Raw genomic sequence first — 19,177 nt, forward strand, 5'->3', positions numbered from 1 at the left:
GGGGAAAGACATGGCGTTTTCGGGGGGATTTTTCTTTTCGCCAACTGTATAATGGTAGGCGGTTAGAAAAGGTTGACCCCACACGGTTAAAAGACTCAGCTGTTCTGTTATTTCGCTATGCGCGCCCGTTGGTTAGCTTACTCTAACTAAAGATTTATTACTCAGGAGGTCGTCAGAATGAAAAAATCCGCAATGCTCATGTTGTGCCTTGTGCTTGTGTTTGCTCTTGCAGCCTGTGCTGGAACGGATACCACGCCGCAGGGATCGGTCTCGGATACCGTCACGGTAACGGATATGAAGGGCGAGGTTGCCATCCCGGCAAATCCACAGCGCATCGTTGATGTAGCTGGCTTGACAGAGGAACTTCTTATTCTGGATATGAAGGTTATCGCCTCGGCTAATACCAGCATGTTCGATGGGGTGTCTGTTCCCAAACATCTGACAACGCTTTTTGCCGAAAAAGGTATTGAGGTTGTCGGCAATTACTCCGGGTCTTCTTCTACCGGAGACCTGAACCTCGAAAAGATTGCGGAGTTAAAGCCCGATCTGATCATTATGAATATTCGCCATGAGAAGGTTTATGAACAACTCGCAGCTATTGCTCCCACGGTCATGATCGACGATGACATAAGCTATGTTAACTGGCGTGGAAGATTTCAGCAACTGGGGCAGTGGTTTGATAAAGAAGCAGCCGTAGAAAAATGGCTTGCCGACTACGACGCCAAAGCTGCGGAGCTTGCGGCGAGAATCAGGGATATGATTGGGGACGAAACCTTTGCTGTATTGGAGGCCAATTCCGTTCATTTTGGTTCCTATTACATCTATCGCAGCGGCGGGCCGGGTGAGCTTGTCTACGATGAGCTGAAACTCACACCATCAGCCGGTGTACCGGAGAATGTCTGGGGTGAAGTGGTCGATGCGGAATACTTTTCCCTGATCGATGCAGATCACATCTTCTTCTTTAGCGACGACGGCAAAGCTGGAGACACGGGGAACCTTGCCGTGTGGAAGAATATGAAAGCTGTCAAAGCCGGCAACGTTTACTTTGGTATCAATGAGGATCAGTATAATATGGCTTTTACGGCGATGGGAAAGGAACTCTATTTGGAAAAACTCGCGAACGCGATTCTGAATCATGGGGATGTTGAGTAAGGAAACAGGCGCGGTTGCAGGAATATCGCAGAGACAAGGGAGATACAAACGCTCCGCGCCGGCTTTTCTGATTATTCTTGCCGCATTGGTGCTGCTGCTTGGATTCTCAATGGTTCTCTCCGTCTGCACCGGCATTGCTGGCGGTAGCTTCAAGGTCTTTGCGGAAACGGTTATGTCCCCCGCTAAGGCTTCTGGTGTTGGAATGATTATGTTGGAAATGCGTACGCCCAGGGCGCTGGCTGCCGGGCTGACAGGAATGGCCTTCGCTCTCTCCGGCGCTGTGATGCAGGGAATTACCAGAAACCCCCTGTCGGACGCCGGCCTTCTGGGAATCAATGCGGGAGCCGGTTTCTTTGGTGCACTGTCCGCAATTCTGTTTCCCGCCGCACCAGACATCGTGAAAACATGCGCCGCCTTTGCCGGAGCCGCTCTTGCGGTATTCATGGTCTATGGTTTCGGCGCCGGTAAACATAGATCCGAATCTTTCCGGTTCGTTCTGGCAGGCGCTGCTGTATCAGCCCTGCTTACCGCGTTGAGTCAGGCGGTTTCTCTGGCGTTTGGAATCGTGAAATCCCTTTCTTTCTGGAGCGCAGGCAGTTTGTCCGGTGTGACGTGGCAAAGCTTGAAAATGCTATCCCCGGTGATTCTCTCAGCCGGTGCGCTTGGTTTGCTTTTATCGAGTCGGCTATCAGCTCTGGCACTGGGAGAAGATAGCGCCGCCAGCTTGGGCGTAAATGTCCGCATGGTCAGGCTTTTCGGTATGCTTGTGGTGTTGCTGCTTGCGGGAGCCAGTGTATCGCTCGTGGGAGGCATCGCATTTATCGGTCTTATCGTACCGTATATATCCCGACTTCTTGTGGGAGGTGATTACCGCAGGCTGGTTCCCGTGTCTGCGCTCATGGGCGGCGTTGTGCTGGTGCTGTCGGATATTGCAGCGCGCAGGATAAACGCCCCTTTTGATACGCCTGTCGGCGCACTGGTATCCATCCTCGGCGTGCCCGTCTTTTTTGCGCTTACTTTCAGGAAGGAGGGCATGGTCTTATGAAAAAGAAAACCAGGCAGTTCCTTATCCTCAACGCTCTTCTTATCCTGATTGTGGCTGCGGCTATCTTATCCGTTAACAGTGGTTACGCAAGAATTCCCTTCTCGACTGTGGTTCACAGCATATTCCAACCGCATATGAAGGGAACCTCCGTAGTCGTAGCGCAGTTTCGCGTTCCGAGAATCGTCCTCGCCGTTCTATGTGGGATGGGTCTGGCACTTGCCGGATGCGTTATGCAGACTGTCACGGGGAATCCGCTGGCCGATCCGGGGATATTGGGCATAAACGCAGGTGCGGGATTTGCCGTTATGTTGTTCCTGACATTTTTCCCTGCGCTGCATATACATACCATGGCATACCAGCCGATATTTGCCATAGCGGGCGGGCTTTGCACAACGGGACTGCTGTATCTTTTTGCAAAGAGGAACGGAAAACTCCTCCCAATATATTTTCTGTTGGGCGGCATCGGTCTTGCGTCCCTATTTTCTTCTTTTATGCTGATCATGGCCGCGAACATGGACAACAGCAGCTATCAGCTCGTGGCAAGATGGCTGGCAGGAAATATTTGGGGAACGAGCTGGCATCAGGTTCTTGCCCTGTTGCCCTATATGCTCATACTGGTTCCTTTTCTTCTTACAAAGACGAACATACTGGATATTCTGCTCTTAGGAGAGAATACTGCCATTTCTCTGGGGATAGCCGTAGAGAGGGAGTTGAGACTGCTCCTGATTGCATCGGTGGCTCTTACCTCTGCCTGCGTTGCCGTCAGCGGAGGGATTGGTTTTGTGGGACTGGTAGCGCCGCATATGGCACGAAGGCTGATCGGAGGCAGACACCACGCCCTTATGCCTGCCTCCATGCTGCTGGGGGCGCTGCTGTTGCTTTTGGCAGACACGCTGGGACGGTCTGCCTTTCAGCCGAGGGAGATCCCGGTTGGTATCGTGATCTCCGTGCTTTCGGCTCCGTATTTTCTGTTCCTGCTCCGCAGGTATTTTTAAGGGAGGATGTCTATGCTTTCACATATGCAGGCAAAGGGTTTGTCTGCCGGATATAACGGGGAGGCCGTCTTCAGGGGGCTTGACTTAAAAATCCCTGAAGGCAGCATAACCACCTTGATAGGCTCCAACGGCTCTGGAAAATCCACCATACTGAAGACACTGTGCCGGATCATTTCCCCGGATTCCGGCGCAGTATACCTTGATGGCGAAGCGATCCACAGAATGCCGACAAAGCGTGTTGCCCAGAGACTTGCGCTGCTGCCGCAGGGAGCGCAAGCCCCTGCCGGCATCACAGTCGGCGACCTTGTGGAATACGGGCGTTTTCCTTACAGGTCGGCGCTAAGCGGTCTCGGCGAAAAGGATCGGGAGATCATTCAGTGGGCTCTTGCCAGTACAGGCATGAGTTCCCTTGAACATAGAGAAATGGAGAGGCTTTCGGGAGGTCAACAACAGCGGGCATGGATCGCCATGGCGTTGGCGCAGAAAACAGGATTGCTGTTTCTGGATGAACCCACGACCTATTTGGACATCTCGCACCAACTGGATATATTGTACCTTCTGCGCCACCTCAACCGGGAAAATGGTGTTACCATCGTAATGGTTCTTCATGATTTAAATCATGCCATCATGTTTTCCGACTATTTGGTGGCGATCAAAGACGGGACACTGCACAGCGCAGGTACGCCGCAAGAGGTTATTACCCAGCAGGCGTTGCGGGAAATCTTTGATGTAGAAGCGGAGGTCATTACACATCCGGTATTAAACGTTCCGGTATGCCTTCCCTTCAGGATAACGGAGCAGAACAAAAAAACAGGAGGTTCGAACACATGAAAAAAGGGGTGCAATCAGTGCTGTTCTCCGTGCTGGTGGGTGCGCTGCTGCTGTGCGCCGGATGCGGCAAATCGGGAGACATCTACACGGCGGGCGTTTATACGGCTTCCGCTGAAGGTTATTCCGGTCCGGTTACCGTAGAGGTAGAGTTTGACGGGAGCAGCATATTGTCTGTACATGTCCTATCTCACAGCGAAACAGTAAAGATCTCAGACCGCGCAATAGATGAGATCCCTTCCCAAATCGTGGAGGCGCAGGCCTGGGATGTGGATGCCGTTTCATCTGCAACATTTACCAGCGATGCCATTCGTGAAGCGGTCAGAGATTGCCTCGCGCAGGCGGCACTCCGATGAACCATTTGCGTTGCAAAGGGTATTTTGCGGTGATAGAATGGGTGAGATGAAGGGCAAGTCAAAAAATCAGCCATAGCTGCTGTTTTAAGTGCTTCTCCAGCGAAGTGCCGCAGGCATTTCGCTGGAGATTCCATATATGGCTGTATGAACTCCCTTCCATGCGCAAAAGAATATCGCGAATCCTCCAGGCAAGGGTATATGTGTTTAGTATAAAATATGTCACTCACATTGACAAACCAAATCTACGCGGTTATAATATACCAGTGGTATGTACTGTTGGTATATCAGGAGGCGTAGGAGATGGAACGAACGGAAACCCAAAGGAAGATCCTTGAGATTGGGAAAAGAGAGTTCTTGGAGAAAGGCTTCAAGGACGCATCTCTGAATAAAATCGTCGCAGAGGCAGGCTTCACGAAGGGCGCATTCTACGGCTACTACCCGGATAAGACCGCTCTGTTTGAAGATCTTGTGGGCGAGGCAGCAAGCGAGCTGCTCACCCGCTTCAAGGCGGCACAGGACGATTATTTTGACCTCGTCCCGGAGGGAAAAGCAAAAGACAGTCTGGAACTCTCCACCCAGCATCTGCATGAGTTTGTCGCGTTCATGTACGACCATTTCGACGAATTCAAGCTGATTCTCTGCCGGGCGGAGGGAACGGGCTACGCGGATTTCATCGAGGTGCTGGTAGAGCTGGAGGTCGATCGATCCGAAGAATACTACGCCCTCCTCAGAAAAAACGGTATGCTCTCCGGGAGCATGACCCGTCAGCTTCATCACATGATCACAAGAGCCTACTTTACGGCGGTGTGTGAAACCATCGTCCACGACATGCCGAGAGAGGAAGCCATGAAATACGTCGATGAACTGGCTATCTTTTTCCACTCCGGCTGGAGCGGACTTTTAAGGCTCGAATGAGCCTTAAAAAATAACTGTCGGTTAGTTGCCTCTAACCGGTGCGGCGCATCCTCCAACAAACCTATATGTTTTAAGAAAGGAACACGGAATATGAGCAAACAGAGAAAAGAAAAGCAGCCGCCGGTGCTGGGCAGGCTGCTGGCATACGCCGGAGGGCATAAGTGGCTGTCCGTCTTGGGCTGCGGGCTGTCCGGCGTTTCGGCGGCAGTCGGCATTTTCCCGTTCGTCTTTGTCTGGTACGCGGCCAGAGGCATTTTAACGCCGGGAGGCGGCGTTCCGGCAGGGCTTGCCCGCTACGGCTGGTACGCGCTGGCGGCGGCGCTTCTGAGCGCGGCTGTGTATTTCGCCGGGCTCATGTGTACCCACCTTGCGGCCTTCCGGGTGGCGACGAATATGCGAAAGGCAGCGGTCGCCCATCTCATTGACCTGCCGCTGGGGTACTTTAACGCCAACCTCACGGGGCGGCTTCGCAAGCAGATCGACGACAACGCAGCGCTGACAGAAACGCTCCTTGCCCACACCATCCCCGACGCGGTGGGCGGGATCGTAACGCCGATACTGGCGGTTGGGCTGCTCTTCGTCTTTGACTGGCGCATGGGGCTTGCCTGCCTGATCCCCATGATTATCGGGCTTGTCTGCCTAATGACCATGATGACGGGCACCAGCATGAAGTTCTTTGAGGAATACCAGCGGGCAGGAGAGCGCATTTCCGCTGAGGCCACGGAGTATGTCCGGGGCATCCCGGTGGTGAAGGTGTTCCAGCAGACGGTTTACTCCTTCAAGAGCTTTCATGCCGCCATCCTCAGCTACCGCGACCTTGCCAGCGGCTACGCCATGATGTGCCGTATGCCCTACACCCTGTTTACAGTAGTGCTGAACGCCATGTTCCTGCTTCTCATGCCCTTGGGAATGGTTCTCATCGGCGGCGCGGCAGACGGCTGGGCAGTGCTGGCCGATCTGGTGTTTTACATCTTCTTCGCGCCCCAGCTTGCCTTTATGATGGAGCGGCTGATGTACGCGGTCAACGCACAGATGGAGGCCGCCGAGGCAGTGAACAAGCTGGGGGCGATACTCCGGGAGTCGCCCCTTCCCGAGCCTGCGGCGGACAGCGGAAGCAAGCCCGCGGACAGCGGCATTTCCTTTGAGAATGTCACCTTTTCCTATGACGGCTCAGACAGACCCGCGCTGACGAATATGAGCTTCCATCTGCCGCAGGGGGAGGCGTGGGCACTGGTGGGCCCTTCCGGCGGCGGCAAGACCACCATCGCCCGGCTGCTCCCGCGCTTTTTCGATGTGCAGGCAGGGGCGGTGCTCCTGGGCGGACGGGATGTGCGAAGCATCCCCACCGCGGAGCTGATGGAGCAGATATCCTTCGTCTTTCAGGAGGTGCGCCTGTTTAAGAAGAGCATCCGAGACAACATCCGCGCCGCCCGGCCGGACGCCACCGAGGCGGAGATATTACACGCGGCGCAGCTTGCTCAGTGCAGCGATATTCTGGAAAAGACGCCGGGCGGGCTGGACGCAGTGATCGGTGCCAAGGGCGTGTACCTCTCCGGCGGCGAGATGCAGCGCATCGCGCTGGCGCGGGCGATCTTAAAGGACGCGCCCATCGTGGTGTTGGATGAGGCCAGCTCCTTTGCAGACCCCGAGAACGAGGCGAAGATACAAAAGGCCTTCGAGGCGCTGATGAAGGGCAAGACCGTGCTGATGATCGCCCACCGCCTGTCCACGGTGCGGAACATGGATCGCATCCTCGTCGTCCGGGACGGCGAGATCGCCGAGGAAGGAAAGCACGACGAGCTTCTTGAAAAGGGCGGCGTCTATGCCGCCATGTGGGAGGAGTACCAAAAGGCCGCGCAGTGGAAGGTAGGAGGTGCAGCATGATCGAACGCATCCGCAAAAAATATGCCATGACGGAGAAGGGCGCAAAAGACTATGTGGCCGCCGTGTTCTGGTCCGTTCTGGTCAACATCAGCAAAATGCTGCCGGTGGGCGTGCTGGCCACGGCACTCTCCGGCATCGTAGAGGCGCTGACAAACAGCACTGACCCAAGGGCGGGGCTTACGCGCTTTTTGGTCGCGGGCGTCCTTGCCCTCGCCGCGCTCTTTGTGACCTTTCTGATCCAGTACAAAGCCCTATACGAAGCCACCTACCGGGAGAGTGCCAACCGACGCATCCGGCTGGCGGAGGTGCTGCGCCAGCTCCCGCTGTCCTTCTTCGGAAACCGTGACCTGACTGACCTGACCACCACCATTATGGGGGATACGGAGACGCTGGAAAAGGCATTCTCCCACTTTTACCCCGCCATGCACGGCGCGCTCATCTCCACGGCGCTGATTTCCGCAGGCATGCTGCTTTATGACTGGCGGATGGCGCTGGCTCTTTTGTGGGTGGTGCCTGCGTCGCTGCTGATGGTCTATCTCTCCCGGCGCATGGAAAAGCGGCATATAAAAAAGGGTCTCGTCACCCGCCGCGCGGCCACCGACGCCATGCAGGAGGTGCTGGAGTGTGCGCCGGAGATCAAGGCGTGCAACCAAAAGGCGCGGTATATCGCCGACCTGAACCGCAGGCTGGACGAGGCGGAGCGGGACACCATCCGGGGTGAGCTGTTCACAGGCTCCGTGGTCACGGCGGCACAATCCTTCCTAAAGCTGGGCATCGCCACCACCGTCCTCACGGGGGTAACGCTGATGAGCCGCGGCGACTTGTCGCTGATCCCGTTTCTGATGTTCCTTATCGCCGCCACCCGGGTATATGACCCCATCGGCTCCATGTTTGCCAACATGGCCGCGGTGTTCGCCTGCGAGGTGCGCATCGAGCGTATGCAGGAGATCGAGAGCGAAAAGCGCATGACCGGACTGACCGAATATGATCCCGATGGCTACGACATCCACTTTGAGCATGTGACCTTTGCCTACCGGGAAAAAGAGGATGTGCTAAGAGATGTTTCCTTTACGGCGAAGCAGGGACAGGTGACGGCGCTGGTGGGCCCATCCGGCGGCGGCAAATCCACGGCAGCCAAGCTGGCAGCCCGCTTCTGGGACCCGGCGGAGGGCACGGTGCGGCTGGGCGGCGTGGACATATCCACGGTGGACGGCGAGGCACTGCTGAAAAACTACGCCATCGTATTTCAGGATGTGGTGCTGTTTGCCGACACCGTGATGGAAAATATCCGCCTCGGCAAGCGGGACGCCACCGACGAGGAGGTGCTGGCGGCGGCAAAGGCGGCGCAGTGCGACGCCTTCGTATCCAGGCTGCCGGAGGGCTACCATACCCTGATCGGGGAAAACGGCTCCCGGCTCTCCGGCGGTGAGCGGCAGCGCATCTCCATTGCCCGCGCCATCTTGAAGGACGCGCCGGTGATTTTGCTGGACGAGGCCACGGCCTCGCTGGACGTGGAAAACGAAACGGCGGTGCAGGCGGCATTGTCCGGGCTTATCCGGGATAAGACGGTGCTCATCATCGCGCACCGCATGCGTACCGTCATGAACGCCGATCAGATCGTCCTGCTCTCCGGCGGCCGCGTGGTTGAGATGGGTTCTCCCGCAGAGCTGCTGAAAAAGAACGGCCTGTTCCGCCACATGGCGCAGCTTCAGAGCGAGAGCATGGAGTGGACGGCGTAGAAAGTTGCGGGATAAACAGGATTCCAAGTGCAATGCTGGAAAACGAAGTGTCGAAAACAAGGAGGAGTTTATGAAAGAAACAAATAAATGGTCTGTCAGGGATGTGATCACCACGGTGCTGCTTTCGGCGGTGCTGATCGTGATCCAGCTCGTTGTCAATATGGTCTGCATGGCCAACGACTTTGTCAGCATGGTGCTGTCCGTGGGGATCACCATGTTCCTCTGCGCGCCGGTCTATATGCTCATGGTCAGCCGGATCGGCAAGCGTTTTGTGACGCTGATCTATATGACGATCCTCGGTGTGATTTTCCTGCTGATGGGCAACTGGTTCTTGCTTCCTTATTACGTTCTCGTGGGAATCCTCTGCGAGGCGATTCTCTGGAAGGAAGGCTCCTGCCAAAAGCCGAAACGGCTGACCGCCGCCTGGACGGTGGCGAGCCTGCTGTACAACGGGGTCAATCTGCTGCCCATCTGGTTCTTCTGGGACACCTACTACGATTTTGCGCTGGCAAGCGGTATGGAGCAGAGCTACATCGATTCCTATGTGCGTTACTACACCTCTCCCGGCTGGCTGGCCTTTATTCTGCTGTTTACGACGCTGATGGGCTTTTTAGGCTGCATGGTGGGCAGTCGGCTGATCCGCAGGCATTTTCAGAAGGCCGGCGTTCTGTGAGAGCGGACGCATCCTTTGCGGTGCCGGTCAAGCTGTGGGCGTTGCTGTGTGTCTTTGCCGGAGTAACCATCGGCGGGAATGTGCTGCTCACCTGCATCCTGACCGGCGGGGCGCTTCTTTATCTCGTCTTACAGCGGAACTTCCGCCTTGCCGCGTCCTATGGCTGCTTTTATCTGCTGCTGGCGCTTCTGCTGTACGGCATCCGCTTCCACGGGCTGCACATGCCGGTCTTTTCGGAATTTTATGTTCTGATGTTCTGGAATCTGTCGCCGATCTTTCTGGTGTCATGGGATCTGATCACCACGCCGCCGGGAATGCTCTCTGCGTTTTTATCCCGCCTCCGTATGCCCACCCCGTTTATTCTCGGGCTTCTTGTGGTCTTTCGCTTCTTTCCCACCATGCGGACGGAGCTAAAGGGTGTGGGCAGATCCATGAAAAACCGAGGGCTGATCGCGGCGGGGCAGCTGCTCGCACATCCCGTGCAGAGCATGGAGTATGTGCTGGTTCCGTTTCTTCTTCGGGTGTTGCAGCTTGCCGATCAGCTTTCCGTTTCTGCCGTTGCAAGGGGCGCGGAGCGTCCGGGCGTGCGCGGCAGCTATTATGAGAAAAGGATCGGGGCGCGGGATCACATCGCGGCAGCCGCATGTGCGATAGTCACGGCTTCCTATTTGGTTTTGGAAAGGAGCATGGCATGATCGAGCTTACACACGCTTCCTTTCAATACGAAAACTCAGACAGAGGTGTGCAGGACATTTCCCTTTCGGTAAAAAGCGGCGAATGCGTCGTGCTGACGGGGCTCTCCGGCTGCGGCAAGACCACCGTGACAAGGCTTGTCAACGGGCTTGCGCCGTCCTATTATCCCGGAGCCTTCAGCGGAAGCGTGAGGATTGACGGCAAGGACATATCAAGGCTTTCCACATGGGAGATCGGGCGTTTGGTGGGAAGCGTCTTTCAGGACCCCAAAAGCCAGTTCTTTTCCTCCGAGCTCGCCGGAGAGGTCGCCTTTCCCTGCGAGAATTACGGCCTGTCCGCCCTGGAGATACGGGAGAGGACGGACGCCGCCATAGAGGCGTTGAAGCTGTCCCGTTTGAAAGACAGGGCAGTTGACATCCTCTCAAGCGGAGAAAAGCAGCGGGCGGCCATTGCGTCCGTATATGCCATGAAGCCAAAGGCCTTTGTGTGCGACGAGCCGACGGCCAACCTCGATGCCGCCGGGACGAGGCAGCTTGAGCAGACCCTCCGGCAGCTCAAGGAGCAGGGCTTTACCCTGCTCATCGCGGAGCATCGGATCGACTGGCTGATGGGGATCGCAGACCGGTTTTTGTATCTGCGGGACGGCAGAATAGCGGCCGAGTATACACCGGAGGATTTGCTCCTTCTGCCGGAAGCGGACATCTTAGGTATGGGTCTGCGCTCTCCGCGCGAGGGAAAGAGCCTTCCCGCTCCCTCTGTATTGGACGAAAGCCCTGCCGTCTTGAAGACAGCAGGGCTCTCGAAAAGAATAAGCAAAGAAGTCATTTTTGAGAATATTTCGCTGTCCGTTCCAGAGGGCGGCGTGACCGCCATAACGGGGCAAAACGGCGCAGGGAAAACCACCCTTGCGCAGATCCTCTGCGGGCTGGCAAGGCAGGCAAGGGGGCATATCCTGATAGATGGAAAAAAAGCAAGAGCGGCAGTCCGGCGCAGGGAGATCTATTACTGCGGCAACGACATGTCAACACAGTTTTTTACGGCGAGCGTGGCGGAGGAGTTGCTGCTGAATACCGAATTGATAGAAGAAAGCAAAGACCGTGCAAGGATCCTGCTCAAAGAGCTTGGACTTTACGAGTACAGGGACGCGCACCCGTCCGCCCTGTCCGGCGGGCAGAAGCAGCGGCTTGCCATTGCCTGCGCCATCTTTTCCGGCCGCAGGATATTGATACTCGATGAGCCCACCAGCGGCCTTGACGGGAAGAATATGCGCCTGATCGCGGAAAGGCTGAGAAGCGAAGCGCGGAACGGCAGAACCATTCTCGTGATCACCCACGACAGGGAGCTGATCGGGAGCTGCTGCGATAATGTTGTGGAGGTTGAAAAACGATCATCATGAAACCGCCAAGGACTGCTATGGGATATCCGCGCCGGGGGAATCGTTTTCTGCCCCTGCCGGCAGCTCCACTGCGATGGTCGTGCCCTTGTCCGAGCTTTTTTCCACCCAAACGGAGCCGCCGTGGAGATCGGCGATCTCCCACACCAGAGAAAGCCCCAGTCCCGCGCCGCCGTACTCCCGGCTGCGGGACTTGTCCATGCGGAAGAATGGCTGGAAGATGCTCTGCTGATACTTCTCCGGGATGCCGCAGCCGGTGTCGGAGACACGGATCCGGAGCTTTTCCGGCTCCTGTGTGACGCAGACCCGCACCGAGCCGCCTGGGCGATTGTATTTGGCGGCGTGCGGCACAAAGGACAACGGAAAAAAAGCGGATATGAGCAGCAATGACTCTGCCATGACCGGCGAGCCGAAAAATGCCGAGGAGGCGCTTGCCCTGCACAAAAAGCTGCTGGAGCGGGAAAACGCGCTCCTGTCGGAAAATTCCGAACTCTGGGAGAAGGTGTTCATGGCGGCCGATAAGGGCAAGACCATGCAGGAGGACGGCAAAAACTACGGCGACTTCCTGCTGGATACCATCGAGGGTGCCAAAGACCAGTTCACCGACAAGGAGTATGAGTGGCTGAAGGAGTCGGCCACGGAGATCAGCAATATTGAAAACAAGCTGACCGAGCTGGAAAACAAGTATCCCGAGATCATGCAGAAATCCATGGACGGCGATATGAATATGCCTGCGGGCAGCGACACGAGCACGCCGCCTGATGACGGCAGCATGCAGAAATTCCCCGCCTTTGAGGGCAAGGACCTGGATGGCAACACGGTGAAGAGCGACGAGCTGTTCTCCGCCAACGCCGTCACCGTGATGAATTTCTGGTTCACCACCTGCAAGCCCTGCGTGGGCGAGCTTTCCGAGCTGGACGCACTGAACAAGGAGCTTGCGAAAAAGGGCGGCGCACTCATCGGTGTCAACACCTTCACATTGGATGGCGATAAAGCGGCAATTTCCGAAGCAAAAGATGTACTGGCCAAGAAGGGCGCGACCTACCAGAATGTGTATTTTGACTCAGATGGTGAGGCGGGAAAGTTCACTACCAACATCTTTGCTTATCCCACCACCTATGTGGTTGACCGCAACGGCAATATCGTGGGTGAACCCATCGTAGGCGCCATCACGGAAAAGAAGCAGGCGGAGACGCTGCAAAAGCTCGTCGACCAGGCTCTTGCCGCCGATATGGGCTGACGCGAGATTTAAAAAGTGCCTGCTGTGCGCCGCTGCATTGCCCATGGCGCTCGAAGGGTTGGAGTGAGTCCTGATTCCCCTGAAGGAGGAAACGCGATGTATCGAAGCGTATTGGCACTGCTTTTCGCCTCGGTGATGCTGCTGGGCGGCTGCGCCGCCCAGCAGCAGACTGTGCCGAAGGAAAAGAGCGGACAGGAAACAAACATGGACGGACTGGCTTTTGACCGGTCCGACGAGGAGATCACCTATATGGATACCACGGAAAATGTCATCTATCTGGCGGGCGGCTGCTTTTGGGGAATGGAACAGCTGATGCAGTCCATCCCCGGCGTCATCGACGCCGAGAGCGGCTACGCCAACGGCACCTGCGAGGCGGATGCCGATTACAAGACCGTCTGCAAGGGAGAGACCGGCTTTCGGGAGACCGTGCGGGTGGAATACGACCCCGAGCAGGTGAGTCTTGACGCGCTGCTACTGGCCTACTTCTATGTCATCGACCCCACGGTACAAAACCGGCAGGGCAACGACCGGGGCAGTCAGTACCAGACCGGCGTCTACTACACCAACGAAAGCGCGAGAGAAGCGGTGCAGCGCATCGCGGAGATCGAGCGAGGCCGCAGCGAGAAATTCTTCGTGGAGATCGGCCCGCTCAAAAACTACTATCCCGCCGAGGAATATCACCAGAACTACCTCGAAAAGAATCCGAACGGCTACTGCCACATCCCGCGCGCGGAGATGGAGCTCTTCTCCCGGCTGCGCATCGACCCGGGCGACTATCAGAAGCCCGCGGCGGAGTCCATCCGGGACAAGCTGACGGCAGAGCAGTACCGCGTCACACAGGAGAGCGGCACGGAGCGCGCCTTCACAGGCGAGTTCTGGGACAAGTTTGAAAAGGGCATCTATGTGGATGTCGTCACCGGCGAGCCGCTCTTTTCCTCCACGGATAAGTACGAGAGCGGCTGCGGCTGGCCCGCCTTTACAAAGCCTATCGAGGGCCCCGCCGTGGTGGAAAAAGAGGATCTGAGCCACGGAATGCGCCGCACGGAGGTCAGAAGCCGCGCCGGAGACTCCCATCTCGGTCATGTGTTCACCGGCGACCCGGAGTCGCCCAACGGCGTGCGTTACTGCATCAACAGTGCGGCCCTGCGCTTCGTCCCCTATGAAAAAATGGAGGCCGAGGGCTACGGATACCTGCTGTACCTGTTTGAAAAATAGGACGCAAGCGGTCGGCAGTCCTCATGCAAGGAACTATCAGCACATCACGGCATATCGGACTGCCCAGTGGCAATCCGATATGCTGTGAATGGAATTTTTCGGAACTCTCAATGGGCTGATTCCGAAACGAAGAAGCACATGTATCTTTTTCAAATAAGCAACTACGCTGCCCCCGCCGTGGACAGAGAAACCGCAGAACTGCTGCACCGGCATGTTTGCCGCGCTGGATTCGCTTATGACGGCACAGCTCCCGCAGATGGAGCTGTACTGCGAGATTGGCCGAGTGGTCAGCGGCAGGAGCGAAAAAGGCGCGGCTGTCGCGGCGTCGGAATATCTGCAAGCCATCTATCCCGCAGCTGATGGCTTCTCTCCCCGCAATGTGCGCCGGATGCGGGACTTCTACAGGGTGTACGGCGATACACCGGAATTGCTGGCAGCGGCAATGCGTCTAAACTGGACTCAAAATGTGGTCATCATGGAGGCAGGATTGACCATGGACGAGAGATGCTGGTACATTCGGAAAGCCGCCGAAAGCGGCTTATCCAAAACGGAGCTGCTGCGGATGATTGAGAGAGCCGAACATTCGGAAATTGCTCTTGGCGAAAGCGTGGATACCTGCTATACTGTAGAAAATGATGAGTTTTCGGAGAAAAACCAGTATGAAGAATATCTTGTTTATCTGCCACGGCAATATCTGCCGCAGCCCCATGGCCGAGTTCGTGATGAAGGACTTGGTGCAGAAGGCAGGGCTGTCGTCACAATTCCATATCGAGTCGGCGGCAACCAGCCGCGAGGAGATCGGCAATCCGGTCTATCCCCCTGCGCGGCGCAAGCTGGCGGAGCATGGGATCACCTGCAGCAATCACACGGCACGGCAACTCACCAATCAGGACTACGACGAATACGACCTGCTGATCGGCATGGACAGTGCCAACCTGCGGGATATGTACCGCATCTGCGGCGGCGACTTTGCAGGCAAGCTGCACCTCCTGATGGACCATACTACCCGCCCCGGCAATGTGGCAGACCCGTGGTACACCGAGGACTTCGAGGCAACCTGGCGGGATGTGTTGGAGGGGTGCCAGGGCTTGCTGAAAGAATTGTTGCAGGAGCGAGGTGAACAGAATGACGCAGAATGATAAGATCCAGCTATTCGAGGACAAACGCATTCGTACTGCGTGGGATGAGGAAAAAGAGGAATGGTATTTTTCCATCGTTGATGTGGTGGCTGTTCTAACCGACTAGCCAGACCAACGCGGCGCAAGTAACTATTGGGCGAAACTGAAGCAGCGTTTGAAAGAAGAAGGCGCAGATCAGTTGCTGATAAATTGTCAGCAACTGAAAATGAAGTCGCCCAAGGATGGAAAACGCTACAATACCGATGTGGCTGACACGGAGCAACTCCTCCGTATCGTCCAATCCATTCCCTCGCCAAAAGCAGAACCGTTCCGCACCTGGTTAGCACAGGTTGGCCGGGAGCGCATTGAGGAAACCATATCCTCACCGATGAGATCTCCCGCGCGTGGTCGGGGATGTCCACCCGTCAGTACAAAAATCTGAAGGGATTGAAAAGGAAAACCTCCGTGATAACATGACCACGCTGGAGCTGGTGCTGAATATGCTGGCAGAAGCCACCACCACACAGTTTTCAAAGGATCGAAAGCCCTCGACCTTCCAAGAGAATCTGGAAGTTGCTAAAGCTGGCGGACAGGTTGCTGGGCGAACAAGGAAAGACATTGAGTCACAGTCCAATACGCCGGTCATCTCCCCAAAGAACGCCGCGCAGCTCAATCAGGTCGTGACTGACCTTCTGGAAGGGGCAGCCGCGGATATGAGCGGGATGCCAGAGGAAAAATGAGTATTTTCGAATAGCGGTTTTTCATGCGGCCAATTGGCGGCTTCTGAAAGTACCCATCAAAAAAGTTTGAGAAAAGTTGAACAAGAGCTAAGAATTCCGACTTACACATGACATTTTTGAGCCGGGGGTTCAAAAATCTACAGTGGCACGGCATGACCAAAAGCCCTCTGAAATCGTTGATTTCAGAGGGCTTTTTCTATTCTTTGTTTATAGCTTACATTTTCGCTGACGCGAAAAATAGCGGCTGAAAGAGCGGCTGTTAGAATACGAATTGTAAGCCAATAGATTACAATAAGAGGCGGTGGAATGATGAAAAAGAATGTTCGCTGTGCGGTGATCGGTCAGCATCCCCTGCGGTTTCCGTGGGGCTTTGACGAGGAGGACGATGGCTGCCGCCGCATGAAGCTGGAGATGGCGCAGCGGACCATGGAACTGCGCCAGCGCGGTGTCACAGAGTTTCGGGTGGCCTGCGACCCCGGCGTGGTGCTGACCGTCTATGCCCCCGGCCTTGCGGATGGGAGCGCCGAGGATAAGGCTGTGTCCTATGCGCTTGCACTGGGCAGACCGGTCATGCTGATTCATCCCGAAACTCTGAAAACAAAATGGCTGAATGTGCCCACTGAAAAGGCCCCCGGATAGACTGTCCCGCAACCAAAATCACCGGTCTCATACTTTGGAACGATTTACATTTCCGTCAGGGGGTGTATAATAAACTTAAATAGTTATAAATCGTGTCAAAAGAAGTATTGACAAGGGGGCACGCCCCCTTGTCCCGTAGGGTTCCCCTACGGGACAATTCCACTCTGGTGCAAGGGAGGGACACGCTTGCAGGACAACATCATCGTAAAACCGTCCGTTGAGAAGCAGTTTGACCGTTTTCTGCGGCAGGGGCGCGTGCTCTTTTTCAGCGCACCCTGCGGCTTTGGAAAAACGGCGGTGGCGGAGGCGCTGCTGTCCAGCCGGGAGGTATTGCGCCTGCCGGCGGACAGTGCCGGCTTCAAGCTGCCCTCTGCGGAGGCTGACTGGCAGATCTTACTGCTGGACGATTTGCAGGATATGCAGGAGGAGCAGGACTGGAATGCCCTGTGCGAACTGATCCGTGCCTGCCCCGAGCGCCGCTTCGTCCTGCTCTCCCGCGGCACGCCGCCGGGGAGCCTCATGGCCTTTCAATACACGGGGCTGATGACGGTGCTGGAGGCCGACGACCTGCTCTTTGATGCGGACGATGTGCGGCGGCTGCTCCGGCTTTACGGCGTGGAGGCGGCAGACAGTGAGATCGACGGAATTTTGAAAGAATCCGTGGGCTATCCGCTGGGCGTAGCCATCACCGCCCGGTGTATGTCTCCGGGCAAGCCGTGGACGCCGGAGTTGGTGGCGCGGGTGTTCCGGGAGGTGTTTCTCTACTTTGAAACCGCCGTCTACCGGCGCTTTGACCTGCCGGTGCGGCGCTTCCTGTTGGAGCTGGCCCCCTTTGAAAGTTTTGACTTGGAAATGGCCCGGATGGTCAGCGGCGATCCCCGTGCCGGCGAACAGCTGGACTGGCTTCTTCGATACACCACGATGCTGCGCTACGACGACTGCCAGCGCTTCCACTTCTGGCCGGGTTTCCGAGCTTTTCTCCTCTGGGAGATGGAACGGGAGTATACCGAGGAAAAGCGCAAAGCGCTCTTCAGCCGGGGCGGGCTGTACTACGAGCTGAAGGAGGACTACGCCCACGCTCTGGAATGCTACACCAGCGGCGGCGACCATTCCAAGGTCTCCGAGCTGCTGGTGCGCAATGCAGAACTCCACCCCGGCATGGGTCACTATGCCGAGATGGAAAAATACTACCGCAGCCTGCCGGAGGCGGAAATTCTCGCCTCTCCCTCTCTGATGCAGGGCATGAGCATGCTCTGCGCGCTGGCGATGGACTACGAAGGCTCGGAGCGCTGGCATGGCGAACTGCAAGCATTTGCCGAGCGCTGCGGCAGGCAGGACGCCGCCGGAAAGCAAGCCCGCAGCCGCCTTGCGTGGCTGGACATCTCCCTGCCCCAGCGGGGCGTGAACGGTCTGACGGAGACCATTCCCGCCGTGTTCCGGCTGCTGACGAACAAAGAGGTGGCACTGCCGTCCTTTTCCGTCACGAGCGCCCTGCCCAGCATCATGAACGGCGGCAAGGACTTTTCCCCGTGGAGCAAAAAGGACGACCTGCTCTACAAGACCCTCCGTCTCCCTGTGGAGACGGTACTGGGGAGGGACGGCGTGGGACTTGCGGACTGCGCCATCGCCGAGAGCAAGTTTGAAAAGGGGGAGGATGTGGCCGGGCGGATGCTGGCCCTTCTCCCACAGCTGAACGAGGTCCGCAACCGGGGCACGCCGGACATGGAGTTCGCCATCAGCGGATTGCTGGCCCGCAGCCAGCTGGCAAACGGACAGCCCGCCGACGCGCGGCGCACCATCGAGGTGCTCCGTGAATGCTTTGCCGAGCGCGGGTTGACACGCTTTCTGCCCAATATGGACGCCATGCTCTGCCGTATTGACATGCACACCGGCAACCTTGACGCGGCGGACGCGTGGTATCGGGAAAAAGCCCCGCGGGAGCCGACGCACCTGAATGTCATGCGGCGCTACCAGTATCTCACCCAGGCCATGGTGGAGCTGGAGGACGGCAGAACGGACGCGGCGCAGCTGACGCTTGCCCCGCTGGAGCCGTACGTCCAAAACTGCGCCCGCATCATCGACGGCATTCACCTGAATGTCCTGACTGCCATTGCCCTGCACCGCAAGCGGGACGAGGGGTGGCGCGAGAGATTGACGGCGGCGCTGGACGCGGCGGCGGAGTACCGCTTCATCCGCACCGTCAGCGTATACGGCACGGCGGTGCTGCCGCTGCTGGAGGCACTGGGCTGGGACGGCAACAAAGCATGGCGCAAGCGGCTGATGGCGGCGGTGCGGACGCAGGCGGCGTTCTACCCGCATTTCCTCGAACCCCGCCTTGCCCCCGGTGAGGAGTTGACGCCCACGGAGCTGCAAATTCTCCATCTGCTCTGCGCCGACAAGTCCAACGCCGAGATCGCCCAGATCATGGATGTGAAGCTGCCGACCGTGAAGACCCATGTCAGCCACATTCTCGAAAAGCTGGATGTGAAGCGCCGGGCGGAAGCCAAGACCGCCGCAAAAAAGCTGCATCTGGTACCGGAAGAGTTATAAAA

16 protein-coding genes and 3 pseudogenes are annotated in these 19,177 nt (G+C 56.8%); 18 read left to right on the forward strand and 1 reads right to left on the reverse strand.

The window, feature by feature from the left end:
* Positions 1-177: 177 nt before the first annotated feature.
* From KQI26_RS02905 to KQI26_RS02955, 11 genes are all read left to right on the forward strand, one after another.
* Positions 178-1,152, forward strand: a complete 975-nt coding sequence (locus tag KQI26_RS02905) for an ABC transporter substrate-binding protein (RefSeq protein ID WP_216503139.1) — start codon at positions 178-180, stop codon at positions 1,150-1,152.
* Positions 1,136-2,197 carry an iron ABC transporter permease gene (locus KQI26_RS02910; protein WP_253292642.1) on the forward strand — a complete coding sequence of 354 codons (1,062 nt, stop codon included), beginning with the start codon at positions 1,136-1,138 and terminating at the stop codon, positions 2,195-2,197. Before KQI26_RS02905 ends, KQI26_RS02910 begins: the two co-directional genes overlap by 17 nt.
* The gene (locus KQI26_RS02915; RefSeq protein ID WP_216503140.1) at positions 2,194-3,192 is read left to right on the forward strand and encodes an iron ABC transporter permease; all 999 of its coding nucleotides are present in this window, start codon (positions 2,194-2,196) and stop codon (positions 3,190-3,192) included. Before KQI26_RS02910 ends, KQI26_RS02915 begins: the two co-directional genes overlap by 4 nt.
* Before the next feature lie 12 nt (positions 3,193-3,204).
* Positions 3,205-4,023, forward strand: a complete 819-nt coding sequence (locus KQI26_RS02920; RefSeq protein WP_154024915.1) for an ABC transporter ATP-binding protein — start codon at positions 3,205-3,207, stop codon at positions 4,021-4,023.
* Positions 4,020-4,376 (forward strand): FMN-binding protein, encoded by a 357-nt coding sequence (locus tag KQI26_RS02925; RefSeq protein WP_216503141.1) that lies wholly within the window; start codon positions 4,020-4,022, stop codon positions 4,374-4,376. Before KQI26_RS02920 ends, KQI26_RS02925 begins: the two co-directional genes overlap by 4 nt.
* A 300-nt stretch (positions 4,377-4,676) precedes the next feature.
* Positions 4,677-5,291, forward strand: coding sequence for a TetR/AcrR family transcriptional regulator (locus KQI26_RS02930; RefSeq protein WP_216503142.1), 615 nt, complete (start codon positions 4,677-4,679; stop codon positions 5,289-5,291).
* Positions 5,292-5,381: 90 nt separating this feature from the next.
* A complete protein-coding gene (locus KQI26_RS02935; RefSeq protein ID WP_216503143.1) occupies positions 5,382-7,175 on the forward strand; it encodes an ABC transporter ATP-binding protein in 1,794 nt (597 codons plus the stop codon).
* Positions 7,172-8,914 carry an ABC transporter ATP-binding protein gene (locus KQI26_RS02940; RefSeq protein ID WP_216503144.1) on the forward strand — a complete coding sequence of 581 codons (1,743 nt, stop codon included), beginning with the start codon at positions 7,172-7,174 and terminating at the stop codon, positions 8,912-8,914. The genes KQI26_RS02935 and KQI26_RS02940 overlap by 4 nt, the downstream gene beginning before the upstream one ends.
* Before the next feature lie 70 nt (positions 8,915-8,984).
* Positions 8,985-9,587 (forward strand): MptD family putative ECF transporter S component, encoded by a 603-nt coding sequence (locus KQI26_RS02945; protein WP_216503145.1) that lies wholly within the window; start codon positions 8,985-8,987, stop codon positions 9,585-9,587.
* Positions 9,584-10,282 (forward strand): energy-coupling factor transporter transmembrane component T, encoded by a 699-nt coding sequence (locus KQI26_RS02950; protein WP_216503146.1) that lies wholly within the window; start codon positions 9,584-9,586, stop codon positions 10,280-10,282. Before KQI26_RS02945 ends, KQI26_RS02950 begins: the two co-directional genes overlap by 4 nt.
* The gene (locus tag KQI26_RS02955; protein WP_216503147.1) at positions 10,279-11,676 is read left to right on the forward strand and encodes an ABC transporter ATP-binding protein; all 1,398 of its coding nucleotides are present in this window, start codon (positions 10,279-10,281) and stop codon (positions 11,674-11,676) included. The genes KQI26_RS02950 and KQI26_RS02955 overlap by 4 nt, the downstream gene beginning before the upstream one ends.
* A 15-nt stretch (positions 11,677-11,691) precedes the next feature.
* Here KQI26_RS02955 and KQI26_RS02960 read toward each other — a convergent pair.
* Positions 11,692-12,015 (reverse strand): annotated as a pseudogene (locus tag KQI26_RS02960) (sensor histidine kinase); the annotation flags it as partial.
* Between the two features lie 34 nt (positions 12,016-12,049).
* Here KQI26_RS02960 and KQI26_RS02965 point away from each other — a divergent pair.
* The 7 genes and pseudogenes from KQI26_RS02965 to KQI26_RS02995 all read left to right on the forward strand — a co-directional run bounded on the left by KQI26_RS02965 (position 12,050) and on the right by KQI26_RS02995 (position 19,175).
* A complete protein-coding gene (locus KQI26_RS02965; RefSeq protein WP_253292643.1) occupies positions 12,050-12,913 on the forward strand; it encodes a TlpA disulfide reductase family protein in 864 nt (287 codons plus the stop codon).
* Between the two features lie 96 nt (positions 12,914-13,009).
* The gene (gene msrB / locus KQI26_RS02970) at positions 13,010-14,128 is read left to right on the forward strand and encodes a peptide-methionine (R)-S-oxide reductase MsrB (RefSeq protein ID WP_216503149.1); all 1,119 of its coding nucleotides are present in this window, start codon (positions 13,010-13,012) and stop codon (positions 14,126-14,128) included.
* A 256-nt stretch (positions 14,129-14,384) separates the two neighbouring features.
* Positions 14,385-14,696: pseudogene (locus KQI26_RS15655) on the forward strand (DUF1016 N-terminal domain-containing protein); the annotation flags it as partial.
* A gap of 91 nt (positions 14,697-14,787) precedes the next feature.
* A complete protein-coding gene (locus tag KQI26_RS02980; protein WP_216503150.1) occupies positions 14,788-15,267 on the forward strand; it encodes a low molecular weight protein-tyrosine-phosphatase in 480 nt (159 codons plus the stop codon).
* Positions 15,254-15,986 (forward strand): annotated as a pseudogene (locus KQI26_RS02985) (Bro-N domain-containing protein). Before KQI26_RS02980 ends, KQI26_RS02985 begins: the two are co-directional and overlap by 14 nt.
* Before the next feature lie 306 nt (positions 15,987-16,292).
* Positions 16,293-16,625 carry a hypothetical protein gene (locus tag KQI26_RS02990; protein WP_216503151.1) on the forward strand — a complete coding sequence of 111 codons (333 nt, stop codon included), beginning with the start codon at positions 16,293-16,295 and terminating at the stop codon, positions 16,623-16,625.
* A 186-nt stretch (positions 16,626-16,811) separates the two neighbouring features.
* The gene (locus KQI26_RS02995) at positions 16,812-19,175 is read left to right on the forward strand and encodes a LuxR C-terminal-related transcriptional regulator (RefSeq protein WP_216503152.1); all 2,364 of its coding nucleotides are present in this window, start codon (positions 16,812-16,814) and stop codon (positions 19,173-19,175) included.
* Positions 19,176-19,177: the final 2 nt, after the last annotated feature.

Origin of the sequence: Intestinimonas sp. MSJ-38 (assembly GCF_018917925.1) — a bacterium.
Classification (GTDB): domain Bacteria; phylum Bacillota; class Clostridia; order Oscillospirales; family Butyricicoccaceae; genus Pseudobutyricicoccus.

Coding starts and splice junctions, on each gene's coding strand:
- KQI26_RS02990 (WP_216503151.1), top strand. CDS start 16,293: ATGATGAAAAAGAATGTTCGCTGTGCGGTGATCGGTCAGCATCCCCTG.
- KQI26_RS02935 (WP_216503143.1), top strand. CDS start 5,382: ATGAGCAAACAGAGAAAAGAAAAGCAGCCGCCGGTGCTGGGCAGGCTG.
- KQI26_RS02910 (WP_253292642.1), top strand. CDS start 1,136: ATGGGGATGTTGAGTAAGGAAACAGGCGCGGTTGCAGGAATATCGCAG.
- KQI26_RS02925 (WP_216503141.1), top strand. CDS start 4,020: ATGAAAAAAGGGGTGCAATCAGTGCTGTTCTCCGTGCTGGTGGGTGCG.
- KQI26_RS02955 (WP_216503147.1), top strand. CDS start 10,279: ATGATCGAGCTTACACACGCTTCCTTTCAATACGAAAACTCAGACAGA.
- KQI26_RS02965 (WP_253292643.1), top strand. CDS start 12,050: ATGAGCAGCAATGACTCTGCCATGACCGGCGAGCCGAAAAATGCCGAG.
- KQI26_RS02905 (WP_216503139.1), top strand. CDS start 178: ATGAAAAAATCCGCAATGCTCATGTTGTGCCTTGTGCTTGTGTTTGCT.
- KQI26_RS02920 (WP_154024915.1), top strand. CDS start 3,205: ATGCTTTCACATATGCAGGCAAAGGGTTTGTCTGCCGGATATAACGGG.
- KQI26_RS02945 (WP_216503145.1), top strand. CDS start 8,985: ATGAAAGAAACAAATAAATGGTCTGTCAGGGATGTGATCACCACGGTG.
- KQI26_RS02940 (WP_216503144.1), top strand. CDS start 7,172: ATGATCGAACGCATCCGCAAAAAATATGCCATGACGGAGAAGGGCGCA.
- KQI26_RS02915 (WP_216503140.1), top strand. CDS start 2,194: ATGAAAAAGAAAACCAGGCAGTTCCTTATCCTCAACGCTCTTCTTATC.
- msrB (WP_216503149.1), top strand. CDS start 13,010: ATGTATCGAAGCGTATTGGCACTGCTTTTCGCCTCGGTGATGCTGCTG.
- KQI26_RS02930 (WP_216503142.1), top strand. CDS start 4,677: ATGGAACGAACGGAAACCCAAAGGAAGATCCTTGAGATTGGGAAAAGA.
- KQI26_RS02980 (WP_216503150.1), top strand. CDS start 14,788: ATGAAGAATATCTTGTTTATCTGCCACGGCAATATCTGCCGCAGCCCC.